Source organism: Indolivaga capnocytophagoides (genome assembly GCF_036511535.1).
Lineage (GTDB): Bacteria > Bacteroidota > Bacteroidia > Bacteroidales > Dysgonomonadaceae > Dysgonomonas_A > Dysgonomonas_A capnocytophagoides.
In genome coordinates this window covers 3,868,280-3,882,765 of record NZ_AP028867.1, presented here as the reverse complement: position 1 = coordinate 3,882,765, position 14,486 = coordinate 3,868,280, and the positions used below count along the sequence as shown (strand labels likewise).

Sequence of the window (14,486 nt, the reverse complement as noted above, 5' to 3'; positions counted from 1 at the left end):
GATAATTTTTACAAACTCTAATCATAGTTAAGGGCGAAATGCATTGATCTCCATCAAAAGCATTTCGCCCAACCTTTATATAATCACAAAATAAAGACTAAGACTGTTTTTTATCCGACTGAATATTAAAATTCAAGGATCATGGCACTTCTCGGAGCCACAGTTAACGAACTACCGCTTACATCCACAACCTTACCCGTCAGCACATCTTTAGACTGAGCGACAGGCAGAATCTCCCTGTATTTAGCCAAATCCAATGTGATATCCTTATCCAATCCACTTAGAAAAACAACCACCGAGTGCCCGTTGTATTTTCGTTCGTATACATACACTCCGTCCACAGGAGCATAATGTTTGAAAGTACCTTTGGCTATCACATCATTACCTCTCCTCCATTTCAGAAGCTTGCTGGTCAGATCAAATGCTGCGTTTTGCTTATCAGTACGCCCGGCTTTTGTGAATGCGTTCTGCTTATCTCCATTCCATCCTCCGGGAAAATCCTCACGCAAAGTACCATCACCCTTGCCTTTATCGGCCGACATAAATATTTCGGTTCCATAATATAACTGAGGAATACCTCTTGTTGTCAATAAGAATGTCAAAGCCTGTTTATAGCGATTTGTATTATTCGTAGATTCTTCGGTAGTGAAAAATCTTGAAGTATCATGATTATCAAGGAAAGTCAACAGATTAGACGGATCGGCATACACAATATCCTGACTCAGATAATCATGCAATGCAGCCAGCCCTTTATCCCAGCCCGGTTCTTCATCAAAGACACGGTTCATCAAGCCCTGAAGCGGAAAATCCATCACAGTTCTTAAATGTGTATTTTTAGGATAAGCCAGCTTACTGTCTTTCTGCCAGAAAGAAACGCCTACATTATTATTCAACCATGTTTCTCCGACGATGTTGAAATCGGGATATTCTTCTGTTACTTCCTTACACCATCTCGCCATCATATCGAAATCGGCATACGGATGAGTATCCTGACGTATACCATCCAATCCGCTGTACTCTATCCACCAGATACTACTTTGGATAAGATAAGTTGCCACATGACGGTTACGCTGATTAAAATCGGGCATCATTGTTGCAAAAGCTCCATCGACTGCCATATCTTTATCGTATTGAGAAGTATATGGATCGTACTGAGAAGAAGTACGGAACGATGATTGTACAAACTTATCGGGATAATTAAACCAATCTTTCGAAGGCATATCTTTAAAAAGATAATTCTCACTTCCGCAATGATTGAATATCATATCCATAACCACTTTCATCCCTTTGGCATGACTTTGATCAACAAGAGATTTAAACTCTTCGTTTGTTCCGAAGCGTCTGTCGACATTATAATAATCTGTTATGGCATAGCCATGGTATGATCCGTGAGGCATATCGTTTTCCTGAATCGGATTTACCCAAATAGCAGTAATACCCAGCTCAGACAAATAATCAAGATGATTTTCAATCCCTTTAAAATCTCCGCCATGACGTCCATATTGATCTGTTCTATCAACCTTATCGTCAATCATCCCCTTAATTACATCATTAGATGTATCGCCATTAGCAAAACGATCGGGCATTATAAGGTATAAAACATCACTCGAATTAAAACCTACACGGTCAGAAGATGCCTCTTTTCGGGCCTTCAGTTCATAAGGTACTTTTTTCATTACCTTCCCGCGGGTCAGCACTATATCAAACTTTTCGGGAGTAGCTTTTGATAAATCAAGATAAAGAATAAGATAATTCGGATTTTCTTGCTTTACAATATCTTTCAATGTTGCAGATTTCGCAGTTATAGACACTTCGCATTTTCCGATTTGATCGCCATATAACAATACCTGTAATTCGGAGTTCTTCATACCGGCCCACCAGAACGCAGGCTCGAGTTTTTTCACTTCTATAGCAGAAGCCGTTACAGTAAACAGTACTGCCAGAAAAAGGAATAAGTAAGATTTTTTCATTCTTGCTTGTTTTTCTTTTGTTGTATAAACGTATGATTTATAGAAGCACACGTCGGTTTTATTGATAAATAGATTTTCAGACTTTAAACAAATATAGAGATTATAAGGTTGGGGTTTTAACAAATAGCTTGTGCATATAGCTGAAAAACTATGCAAACGATTGCAAAATAGTTACATATAACACTTCTTATTTCAGGGCAGACTTGATTATTACAGATAGTTCGGAATCTGTCTTTTCCGACAATGTAAGCAAGTCTGCATAAGGCTCTTCCAAATGAAGTAAATATCCGAAAGCAGGTTCTGTTTTATAACCGGCCTGTTTCAGATTAACAATTTGTTCTTTAAAATTTTCTCCTGCTAAGCGCAGTATGCGGGATTCTACCAACATATGACGATAACCATTTTGGAGAGTAGAAAGACAGCTCTCGGCATATAACTCAACGGGTAAATCCATCTCAGTAAATGACGCAACATAATTGTAGTCCGACAATATATCCGTAAAATTCTTTTTGTCCCCATACATCAAACGGATTCTCATTTGTATTTCATGCAAATCCGGAGCACAGCACACAATATCAGCATCACTGCCTTCTATATCTATTTCTATAGGAATAGTTCCGACCAGAATAGGAGCATAAGGTCGAAGATATTCCATTATTCTCAAGTTTTGTAAAACCGCATAACAATGTCTCTGTACGGGATTTCCTTCCCGAAGGTATTCAATATCCTCAAACACAACTTCAATCCTTTACTTAACTTTTATCTCTTTCCTATATGTGATTGTTTTTCGTTTCATATCATAGATTTCAGTCACGGGACTATCTTCCGAATAACCTTTCTCTATACAGTACTTTGTTATGGCAGGGTATACTTTAGTCAACCCCAAAAGGATAGACAAATAGCCTTTCAAGGGTAGCTCGGTCACAATATAAACTTGTTGAGGCAATTCTTTTACCTTATATTTTGCTTTTACTCTGTTTAAGCGCAGGCTATCGACACTATCCAGAACACAGCCGACTTCCGATCGCAGCTTACTCCGTTCTACTTTCTGCGGATTATCATAGAACACACCAAATCCTTTAGAGGTATTCAGAGTATCAGTATAAAGCAAACTGTAGTATAATTTATTCGAAACCGGGCCTGCCTGAGAATAATCACCAACAACATCCTCAAACACGACAATTTCGCCTCCGCCTATTCTTTCTTGTATATTTACAGGATGAAAACCGCCATAATACCAATAGCAGATAAATCCACTGACCAATATCAGACCTATAATGATCGAACCTATAATAATCTTCTTCTTGCTCACCGCCATATCCTGTTCTGCTTATTCTGTGTATTGAAATTTGAAGTCTTTTTATTGACTTCTCAAGCATAATAACAACAGTTAATTATCTCAAAAACGCATCATTTAAGACTTGCAGTCAATCAACGAGTTGATATCTGTATACATTTGTATCTCTCAACACGAAACCTATCTTTTTATATAATTGATTTGCCGCCAAACGATCGGGACGCGAAGTTAAATCTATTTTTTCAATGCCTGAATTTTTTGCGAACTGAATTACAAATTCGATTAACTTTCGACCTATTCCCTCTCCTCTGCGGGAAGTATCCACAACAACATCTTCAATTGAAGCCTTGTAACCAGAAAGAAGATTATTTTCTACTAAAGTCAAAGCCCCGATTATACGCTCCCCGTCTTTTGCAACGAAAAGGTGTACAGAAGCAGAACCAATTATATCCTTTAATAAAATCTCCTTTATCGGATTTATGTCGACAGATAATTGCCCTAATAAACGATTCAGGTCATCCAGAACAATACTGTCAACCGATTTTAACTCTTCTATTTTCATATTAAACACTATAAGATTTCGATTGGTTCACCTAAAAACCGAGGTTGTTTATTTATTAACCTATCTACAAAGACTTTTACACGTGCAAATTTTTCTCGCAGAATGGTTTTATAAGATACCCTGCCTAATCCGACATCTTTAGCATTATATCCATAAATATCTAGTCCATATTGCTGACCTATAAATACAGCCCTTTCATTATGAAACCCCTGAGAAACTACGATAAAAGAATCCTGACCGAATATCTCTTTCATTCTCACAACCGAATCCAGGGTTCTGAATCCGGCATAATCAAGATAAATAATACTATCCGGAACTCCCATTTCTACGAGAGCATTTTTCATATCTTCAGGCTCATTGTATGATTTACGTCCATTATCACCGCTCATAACAAAGGCTTTTACCTTTCCTGCATCATACAATTCTTTTGCAGCAGTTATACGATATGTGAAATAGGGGTTGGGATATCCCCCTTTCAGATATCTCGAAGCACCCAATACCAACGCCGCTTTACGAACAGGAACACTATCAACACTATGGGTCAAATAATGACGTGTATCTGCCGGCACTTTCCAATTGGCATAGACCAATACTCCTATTATTAAAAAAAATACAATGGAGATAGCTATAATCACTTTCTTTATGACTTTCCCTCTTCTACGTTCCTTCATCAATTAGTCCCCTATACTTCAATCGTTAAAACCTGTAACTATTTTATTCTTTTGGTAAACATACAAATTTAAAGTACATCTCCAAAAGGTAATCCTCAGGTTATGATTATATCTAAAAAAACAACATACCCTATCCTATTTGCAATAAAGATAAGATATGCTGCTTTATATTTTGCTGAAGAAAACAGGATCAGATACGCTCCAACACCGTTTTAACTAAATCTTCGATAGATCCTTTATAATTTGAATTCGATTCACCTGCAAGGCGGTTAGCGATTATCGAACAGACAGTCATAGCTTTGTGTCCCATCAATTTACCAAGTCCGGCAAGAGGCGCACTTTCCATTTCGTAATTGGTTATAACATCTTTTCCGAATTTAAAAGACTCAATCTTACTGTTCAGATCGGGATTTGCTAACGGCATACGCACATACCGTCCCTGAGGTCCGTAAAAACCAATAGCGGAAATGGTTACACCCTTAATCATATCATGTCCTATTTGCTCTACCAAGTCATGATCGGCTTTCACTACATAAGGAGAACAATGTAAAGGAGACCAGTTTACATGCTTCTTAAAGGCATCTTCAAAATCGAGTTCTGAAACAGAATTACGTCCTTCGTAATAGTTCAGAACACCATCGAAACCTATCGATTTCTCTGAAACCACATAAGACCCTATCGGGCAATGAGGCTGTAATCCACCGGAAGTTCCGACCCGTACCATTGTCAACTGTTTGAAATCTTTTTTCACCTCACGGGTTTTAAAGTCAACATTAGCGAGGGCATCCAATTCGGTAATCACAATATCGATATTATCGGGACCGATACCATGAGATAAAGCTGTAATACGTTTGCCTTTATAAGTCCCCGTTATGGTATGAAATTCCCTGCTTGAGACCTCACATTCGATGCTATCGAAGAACGAAGCTGTAAGGGTTACTCTCGACGGATCTCCCATCATTATTATCTTATCCGAAAGCTGTTCGGGTTTCAGATGGAGATGAAAAACACTGCCATCGCTATTAATGATTAATTCCGATTCTGGTATTATTCTCATAATCTTTTCTCTTTTAAGTAACAGAAATATTTAACAATTCATCATCAAGAGATAACAAACCTTCGCTGTTATACTTGACTTGTCAATACAAAGGCTGAAGCCTCATGTTGTACACAAATATAGCAAATGTAAATCTGCCTTTGAAATTATTATAGATTTAAATACCTTCTATTTATTAAATAAAACAATATCTTTGCCTTTAGATAAATTATTCTGTTTTTATGACTGCTACTACATTGATATTGGTGAAGTAAATAATCTGTGACACTTTTACAGATTATCCCTTCATTTTAACCGAACAAATTCCTGTCCGGTTATTAATCTATTTATATACAATATGCTATTCGCCCGAAAACATTCGGGATGCACTGCTCAACGCCTGCAGTTTTTAGAAATAGCAGAACTTCAAATACTCAAAAAAATGATATTACATACAAATCGTTTATATATTAAGCCTTTAAGCATACAGCAAATGAATTTATTCATTCAGGGCACAGAGAAATTAGAAAATGAATTGGGGTTAACTCCTTCTGTTAAAAAACTCGATGCGAAAACCGAATATGCACTGCGCTACAATTATAACCTTGCGGTAAATGATCCTGATCATCATATCTGGTACACATTCTGGATTATCATAGAAAAAAAAGTTAATAGAATGGTAGGCAGTATTTGTTTTAAGAACAAACCGGACAAAGAAGGTACGGTCGAAATCGGTTATGGCACGCATGAAGACTCTCGCAACAAAGGTTTTATGACAGAATCTGTTGCAGCAATAACCTGTTGGGCTTTGACCGGAAACAGAGCACATACGGTAATAGCAGAAACAGACAAAGATAACTTTGCATCACAGAAAGTATTACAAAAATGTAACTTCGAGCATATCGCAGATACAGCAACGGGATATATATGGAGAAGACTGAAATACAACATACGCCCCGAAACAGAAAGTGATTATTCTGAAATATACCAATTGATCAAGACTGCCTTCGAAACCGCTAAAGTAAAAGACGGAGACGAACAAGATTATGCAGTGAATCTGAGAAAAAGTCCAAAATATATTCCGGGACTATCTTTAGTTGCCGAACATGAAGGAAGACTCATTGGGCATATCATGCTTACCCGTTTGGAAATCAGTCTCACTTCGGGAATTAATAAAATAAAAGCTTTACTGATAGCTCCATTATCAGTAAAATTAGAGTACCGAAACAAACAAATCGGTTCCGCATTAATAAAAGAAAGTCTCAGATTGGCTAAAAAGGCAGGTTATACAGCCGTATTTTTATGCGGCGACCCTGAATACTATAAACGTTTTGGCTTTATTGAATCCTCTAATTTTAATATTAATAATATTAACGGAATCCCAGATCTGTATTCCCTTGCATATGAGCTAGAACCGGGAGCATTAGGGAAAGATTCCGGAATCATTGATTTCTATTAAGGTCTCAGACCTATTTTACCAGACTTTGCAGACATAGCAACAGTCGGCCATCACTTAAAGACATCATCAAATGCTTTCTATTACTTAAATATAAGACGAATGATCCACTGAAATATAAAATTTGCACCAAGAAAACATTTTTATTGCACAATTTTAGTATTTTTGTGCCGATTTACTTTTGGTTTTAAGGTCTCAGACCTACTTTATTGTCGATCCAAGCATAATAACAACAGCTAGTTATTACTGGAAATTACGACATTAAAAATTTACTGTTACTTTATTACTTTAAAAGTATTATTCGATTGATTATTCATTTATTACAAATAAAAAAAAATGGGTCATAATTTATTAAAAGGCAAAAGAGGGATCATTTTCGGAGCCCTTAACGATAAGTCTATTGCTTGGAAAGTTGCCGAAAAAGCGGTTGAAGAAGGAGCTGTTATCACATTGTCGAATACAGCAATGGCTCTGCGCATGGGCGAGTTGAACGGTTTAAGCGAAAAACTAAATGCTAAGATTGTACCTGCGGATGCAACTAACGTTGAAGAGTTAGAAGATGTATTCAAACAATCAATGGAAATTCTTGGCGGAAAAATAGATTTCGTTTTGCACTCGATCGGTATGTCTCCTAACGTTAGAAAAGGACGCGCATACGACGACTTAGACTACAGAAATCTGGATAAAACATTAGACATTTCAGCTATTTCATTTCACAAAATGATGCAGGCTGCAAAAAAACTGGATGCTGTTGCTGAAGGAGGATCTATTCTTGCCTTGACTCACATCGCTGCACAACGTACATTTACAGGATATAATGACATGGCAGATGCTAAAGCATTGCTCGAATCTATAGCACGCAGCTTTGGATATGTATACGGACGTGACAAGAAAGTACGTGTAAATACAATATCTCAATCACCTACATTGACTACTGCCGGACAAGGTATCGGAGGAATGAACGCTTTCTTTGACTTTGCCGAAAAAATGTCTCCATTAGGCAATGCCAATGCAGAAGAATGTGCTGACTATTGTGTAGCTATGTTCTCAGACCTGACCCGTATGGTAACTATGCAAAACCTTTTCCACGATGGAGGATTCTCCAACATGGGATTAACTCAGGCTGTAGTAGAAGACTATATCGAGAAAAAATAATTGCACATCAGATGCAACAAAATCGCAGAAACAGTTGTCTTAATATAGAGGCAGCTGTTTTTGCTTAAACCTCGGAATATCAAACTCAGAATATCTGTCAAATGCTCGTAAAACTATACGAAACAAATACCAACCCAAAAGACATCGAAAAAGTCGTGAAGGTGCTTCAGGACGGAGGACTCGTTATTTATCCTACCGATACTGTTTATGCCATGGGATGCGACGCTCTGAATGTCAGAGCTGTGGAACGTATTTGCAAACTGAAAGGGATCAATCCGTCAAAGAGTAATTTATCTATAATCTGCTACGACCTAAGTAACATCAGTGAATATGCCAAAGTAGATAATACTACTTTTAAGCTAATGAAAAAGAACCTCCCGGGACCTTTTACATTCTTGTTAAAAACCACATCGTCTTTACCAAGAATATATAAGGACAAAAAAATGGTAGGAATAAGAATCCCCGATAATAATATTATTCGTGAAATAGCCAGAATATTAGGAAACCCTATACTAACAACCTCCATAAAAGGTGATGATGAAGTAATTGAATACCTCACAGATCCGGAATTAATTAATGAAAAATATGAAAACACTGTCGACCTTATTGTCGATGGAGGATACGGAGGGATAGATGGTTCTACCATCGTAGATTGCACAGACTCGGAACCAACAATAACCAGACAAGGGAAGGGCGACCTAATTTGGTAAAAATAAAATAAATACGTATATTTGAATCGGGATATAATCGCACAACACAATAAAAATGATAAGAAAAGAACTCTTTTTAGCAATAACAATCGCCATCGGCGGTCTGTTTTCATGGGCATGTAGTAATAACAATGGATCAGACCCTGTGATCGAATTTTCTGACGAAGCAAATGATTCAATACTAAAACTGATGAAAGCAAATTATTGCTGGAACCTTCCGACTGAGACTCCGGATATAATGATGAACTCGGATGCTTTTTTCAAAAAATTACTTAATTCGAAGGATACTGTTTCCTGGATTAAACTAATCGCAGATATACCAACTGCTACTACTGCTTACGATATTGGTTTTGAATATGCCGCGAATAGGTACGATGATGGTAAGACATACTATGCTATCTTATATGTAAAAAAAGGAACCAAAGCTGAAAAAGTTGAAATAGAAAGAGGATACTTAATCACACACGTAAGCCCAACAGGATTGGCAAAAGATACAATCGCAGTTACTAAAGATAATTACAATACATTATTGCCTAATTGTATAACAAGCGGAAAACAATTCAGTATACTTTACCGTAGACCTGGAAGTGGAGAAGCTGCTTCCACATTCAATCCTGAAGATGTAGCAGTGAGTCCTTCTAAGGTACAAGATCCATTGTATTATTCGAGTGCGGATATCTTCCCTGCATCAGGCAAAAAAATCGGATACATTGTATATAACCATTTTCTCTCAGCTGGGACTTATTTAAGCCCACTGATCAGCAAACTGAACGAATTTAAAAATCAAGGGGTAAAAACCCTAATTTTGGATCTTCGCTACAATGCAACAGGAGGATATGACTATTTGTCGGCTTTGGGCAGTTCTCTTGTAAAGACACAAGATCAGGGAGCAGCATTTGCATATCTGGCCAGAGAAGATGCCAGCAAAGATATAGCCTACAAATTTTCAACAGACAAAACCATCCAGAACTTAGGAAGTCAATTGGAAAGTATTTATGTTATAACTGGTCAAAGTACAGCCGGACCTTCCGAAACATTGATACACGCATTGAGAGCATACTGGGGCGATAAGATCGTTATTACCGGTGAAGACATGAAAGGGCAAAATTTAGCTACCAGCAACCAAGTTGCGATTAAATTATCGGATGGTAGTTCTAAATGGGCTGTCAAAATTGCCCTTGGTCATTTTGCAGATAAAAATAAGAATTATAGCTACCGTACAAAAGTTAATAACGAACTCAAAGAGATTAACACCGAATCGGGAACAAAAACACAATTAAAACCTCTGGGAGACATTGAAGAATATGTTTTAAAAGGAACTCTAAAGGAAATAACAGGAATCGAAACGAAGACAAGCACACGTTCGGCAAAAGTATCGAACTGGCCGTCCCCTGTTGAATACTTAGGTTCATCTATAAAGAGCGAGCCCGGAACAATATCAATCGACAACCTGAGACCTTAAAACGACATTATATATATTAGCTAGAAAAAAGGCAGGCTCTACGGAGTTCTGTCTTTTTCTTTTAGAAAGAAAGCGATTCTTTATTTGTCGACTACAATTAAATCTTTATTTTTGTGAAATACATCATATTGCTGTAATTTCTGTTGAAATGAACTCAAGAACATAAGAAATGCGTCAGGTAAAAATTCTATTTTATATTTTTCTGTCAGGGATATTAGCTTTGTCGTCATGCAGCGACGATGACAAGTCATCGAACCTAACCGATAATGAATATATCAACAAATGGATATATTCACAAATGGAAGAATGGTATTTATGGAGTGCTGATATGCCATCTACACCTGATTACAACACAGACCCGAATACATTTTTCAAAAACCTGTTAAATAAATCGGATGATCGTTTCTCGTGGGCAACGAGCGACTATAATAATCTTATTAACTGGACTAATTCTATATCAACAGATATCGGCTTTGAATATTTCACTATATTGAATGACAACGACAAACCCGAATACTATAATATCGTATATATCAAACCGAATACCGATGCAGAAGCCAAAGGTTTAAAAAGGGGTGATAAAATAACTAAGGTAAATGGTGTAACTCTTACCTCCGACAATTACGGTTCTCTCCTCTCTTCTGGAAACGGAATTTACAGCCTCACAATCGAAGGAAAGTCCGAACCTGTCAATATCAGCAGTATGGCGAATTACCCTGAGAATCCGGTATACTACAGTAATACTTATACCGAAGGGAATAAACGAATCGGATACCTTGTTTATAATTCTTTCACTCAGGATAAAGGAGATGATTCGGGTGATTATGATGTTGCGCTGATAGCTGCACTGAAACAATTGTATGACAATAATATAACCGATCTCGTACTTGATCTGAGATACAACAGCGGAGGATTGGTTAAATGCGCTCAGATTTTAGCCAGTGCAATTGTTAAAAACAGAGATATTAACAATGTCTTTATCAAGAACGAATACAATGCAAACATAACTGCACAAATCGGAAATTTTTCTACATTGAGTCTATCTGATAACTTTCTGGATAAATTCAGAGTAGGCTCTACTCGTACAAATAAAGACATTCCCCGCCTGGGAGACAAAATAAGCAAAGTATATATACTAACAGGAAAATACACTGGCTCATCGAGCGAGCTAATCATCAATGGACTGAAGCCTTATATGGATGTTACGCTTATAGGCCGTACCACTTATGGAAAGAATGTAGCCTCGATCTCTTTATACGAAGAAAAAGATTATCGTAATAAATGGGGACTACAGCCCATCATCATGAAAGTGTACAACAGTGCCGGTCAATCCGATTACACTGAAGGTTTCCCCGCAGATATACCAATCAATGAATTTTCCTACGAGATGAAACAATTGGGCGATAAAGATGAAATCTTATTGAAAGCAGCAATTAATGCAATCACCGGAAACGAGATAGTCCCTTTACGGTTGTCTAAAGCAGCAGATATAAAAGCAGTATCGCCTGTTGTAAACAGAAAAGGAGCAATGGATATGTTTATTGATAAGAAGTTTGCAGAAGAAATAAAGTCCATAAAATAATAGCAAGTATTAACTACGCTATATTATACTTAAAGAATAAATAAGAAGGTCTGAGACCTTAAAAACAGAAAATATACTACTCTGATGAAAGTAATGAAATTTGGAGGCAGTTCTATCGGTTCTGCTCAAAATATTCTGAATGTAAAAAATATAATAGCCGCCGAAAAAGGAGCTTTAGTGGTTGTCATTTCCGCTTTCGGAGGAATAACGGACAAACTGCTCGAAACTTCTCGGTTGTCAGCAAATGGCAGTATAGACTATGCAGCTCTATTCGCTGAGATTACCGATACGCATATAACTATAATCAGGGAACTGCGACTCGAAAAAGCAAAGGAAGAAGAACTGTTTATGAAAATAAACGTACTGATTGACGAGTTGAGCAATATTTTCAAAGGAGTATACCTGATTAACGACCTGTCGCTTCGCACGGCTGATAAAATAGCCAGCTATGGCGAACGGATGTCCACATTGATTGTCAGTTATGTATTAGACAACTTCGACTCATTGGATGCTATACAACTCATCAAAACAAATTCGGCCTTTGGAAAACATACTCCTGATATCGAATTGTCATCATCTCTGATAAAGAATGCTTACGCTGCATCATCCGGAAGAGTAATCGTATCAGGATTTATCTCGGCTTGTAAGACTCAAGGCGAAATTACAAATCTGGGACGTGGAGGTTCTGATTATACCGCTGCTATTTTTGCTTCAGCTCTCGACGCTGATGTTTTAGAAATATGGACGGATGTAGACGGCTTTATGTCTGCCGACCCCAAAGTTATCAGTGGAGCATACGTCATTGAGCATCTAACTTTTACTGAGGCTACCGAATTATGTAACTTCGGGGCTAAAGTGATTTATCCTCCGACTATATTCCCTGTATATCATAAGAATATACCCATCCGGATAAAAAATACATTCAGACCGGAACTGCCCGGAACATTTATTTCCAATGATACAAATTATCCAAAGAAAAAAGCCCTGATCAAAGGTATCTCATCTATAGAAGACAGCTGCCTGCTCACTATTCAGGGATTAGGAATGGTTGGTATTATAGGTGTCAATTACCGAATATTCAAAGCATTGGCTGACAACGGAATCAGCGTATTCCTCGTATCTCAAGCCTCATCCGAGAACAGTACATCGATAGGAGTACGCTCAGTAGATGCTCCTCTCGCTGTGGAAGTTATAGAACATGAATTCCAAAATGAAATATTGCTAGGCAGTATCAACCGTGTTCAATTGGAGCAGGAGCTGGCTACAGTAGCCATTGTCGGCGAAAACATGAAATATACTCCGGGAATTGCAGGAAAATTATTTGAGACTTTAGGAAAAAGCGGTATAAGCGTGGTTGCCTGTGCTCAAGGTGCATCAGAAGTAAACATCTCGTTCGTTATCAAGAACAAGTACCTTCGCAAGGCTTTGAACTCCATCCACGATTCATTCTTCTTGTCTGAATTTAAAGCATTGAACCTATTTATTGTAGGAACAGGTATTATCGGGAAAAACCTGATACAGCAAATAAGGATGCAGCAACCTAAACTGCAAGAGCAATACTCCTTAAAACTGAATGTAGTAGGAATATCCAACAGCCGCAAAGCCCTGATTACAAGAGACGGAATTGATCTTGATAATTACGACGAACTGCTGGACAAAAAGGGAATAGCCAGCTCGCCCAGCATTCTTCAAGATAAGATATTGGATATGAACATCTTCAATGCTGTTTTTGTCGATTGTACAGCAAGTGAACCAATAGCTGCTCTATATGAGAAAATGCTCGCTAACAATATATCGGTTGTTACAGCCAACAAGATAGCAGCATCATCGGCATACAGCAGTTACCTGAAATTGAAGAATACTGCACGAGAACGGAATATTAAGTTTCTGTTCGAAACAAATGTCGGAGCAGGTCTTCCGATTATCAATACAATGAACTCATTGATCAATTCGGGAGATAAGATCATCAAGATAGAAGCTGTATTATCGGGAACTCTCAATTTTATCTTCAATACAATGAATGACCGCATCCCATTCAGCGAAACAATTAAAATGGCTAAAGAAGCCGGATTTGCAGAGCCTGATCCCCGTGTAGACCTATCAGGAACAGATGTTGTACGAAAACTGGTCATACTAACCCGTGAAGCCGGATATGAAGTAGAACAGAAAGATGTAAATGTAAACCTATTTATCCCTCAGAAATATTTTGACGGAAGTTTGGAGGAATTCTGGAATAACATAAACCAGATGGATGAACAATTTGAACAACGCCGCAAAAAACTTGAGTCGGAAGGAAAACGCCTTCGTTTTGTTGCTAAATACGAAGATGGAGCGTGCCAAGTCGGATTACAGGAAGTAGATCTGAGCCATCCTTTTTATGAACTCGAAGGCAGCAACAATATCATACAGATTACGACCGAAAGATATAACGAGTATCCGATGATCATAAAAGGATATGGAGCTGGTGCAAGCGTAACGGCTGCCGGTGTATTTTCTGATATTATCAGTATAGCTAATGTGAGATAAGTTGTTTCAATACTATAAAAAAATGGGAGCTGAATAAAATCAGCTCCCATTTTTTTATA

12 protein-coding genes are annotated in these 14,486 nt (G+C 37.7%); 6 read left to right on the top strand and 6 right to left on the bottom strand.

Going from position 1 to position 14,486, the window contains the following annotated elements:
* Nucleotides 1-125: 125 nt before the first annotated feature.
* The 6 genes from AABJ51_RS15610 to AABJ51_RS15585 all read right to left on the bottom strand — a co-directional run bounded on the left by AABJ51_RS15610 (nt 126) and on the right by AABJ51_RS15585 (nt 5,557).
* A complete protein-coding gene (locus tag AABJ51_RS15610) occupies nt 126-1,970 on the bottom strand; it encodes a glycoside hydrolase family 13 protein (RefSeq protein ID WP_338373309.1) in 1,845 nt (614 codons plus the stop codon).
* Nucleotides 1,971-2,157: 187 nt separating this feature from the next.
* Complete coding sequence (locus AABJ51_RS15605; protein ID WP_338373308.1) at nt 2,158-2,706, bottom strand: DUF4269 domain-containing protein; 549 nt, start codon at nt 2,704-2,706, stop codon at nt 2,158-2,160.
* 12 nt (nt 2,707-2,718) lie between these two features.
* Entirely contained in the window at nt 2,719-3,288 is a 570-nt protein-coding gene (locus AABJ51_RS15600; protein ID WP_338373307.1) for a GyrI-like domain-containing protein, read from the bottom strand.
* Between the two features lie 109 nt (nt 3,289-3,397).
* On the bottom strand, nt 3,398-3,829 hold the full coding sequence (locus tag AABJ51_RS15595) for a GNAT family N-acetyltransferase (protein WP_338373306.1): 432 nt from the start codon (nt 3,827-3,829) through the stop codon (nt 3,398-3,400).
* An 8-nt stretch (nt 3,830-3,837) separates the two neighbouring features.
* A complete protein-coding gene (locus AABJ51_RS15590) occupies nt 3,838-4,500 on the bottom strand; it encodes a SanA/YdcF family protein (protein ID WP_026626427.1) in 663 nt (220 codons plus the stop codon).
* Nucleotides 4,501-4,690: 190 nt separating this feature from the next.
* Nucleotides 4,691-5,557 carry a nucleoside phosphorylase gene (locus tag AABJ51_RS15585; RefSeq protein ID WP_026626426.1) on the bottom strand — a complete coding sequence of 289 codons (867 nt, stop codon included), beginning with the start codon at nt 5,555-5,557 and terminating at the stop codon, nt 4,691-4,693.
* A 472-nt stretch (nt 5,558-6,029) separates the two neighbouring features.
* Between AABJ51_RS15585 and AABJ51_RS15580 the strand changes: the two genes are divergently transcribed.
* The 6 genes from AABJ51_RS15580 to thrA all read left to right on the top strand — a co-directional run bounded on the left by AABJ51_RS15580 (nt 6,030) and on the right by thrA (nt 14,427).
* Entirely contained in the window at nt 6,030-6,995 is a 966-nt protein-coding gene (locus tag AABJ51_RS15580) for a GNAT family N-acetyltransferase (protein ID WP_491844610.1), read from the top strand.
* 333 nt (nt 6,996-7,328) lie between these two features.
* Nucleotides 7,329-8,147 (top strand): enoyl-ACP reductase FabI, encoded by an 819-nt coding sequence (locus AABJ51_RS15575; RefSeq protein ID WP_026626424.1) that lies wholly within the window; start codon nt 7,329-7,331, stop codon nt 8,145-8,147.
* A 101-nt stretch (nt 8,148-8,248) separates the two neighbouring features.
* Nucleotides 8,249-8,857 (top strand): L-threonylcarbamoyladenylate synthase, encoded by a 609-nt coding sequence (locus AABJ51_RS15570; RefSeq protein ID WP_338373304.1) that lies wholly within the window; start codon nt 8,249-8,251, stop codon nt 8,855-8,857.
* A 55-nt stretch (nt 8,858-8,912) separates the two neighbouring features.
* Nucleotides 8,913-10,319: a S41 family peptidase gene (locus tag AABJ51_RS15565; protein WP_338373303.1), complete on the top strand. Its 1,407-nt coding sequence runs from the start codon at nt 8,913-8,915 to the stop codon at nt 10,317-10,319.
* 169 nt (nt 10,320-10,488) lie between these two features.
* Nucleotides 10,489-11,901: a S41 family peptidase gene (locus AABJ51_RS15560; protein WP_321577302.1), complete on the top strand. Its 1,413-nt coding sequence runs from the start codon at nt 10,489-10,491 to the stop codon at nt 11,899-11,901.
* 84 nt (nt 11,902-11,985) lie between these two features.
* A complete protein-coding gene (gene thrA / locus AABJ51_RS15555; RefSeq protein WP_338373302.1) occupies nt 11,986-14,427 on the top strand; it encodes a bifunctional aspartate kinase/homoserine dehydrogenase I in 2,442 nt (813 codons plus the stop codon).
* The last annotated feature ends 59 nt before the right edge of the window (nt 14,428-14,486 follow it).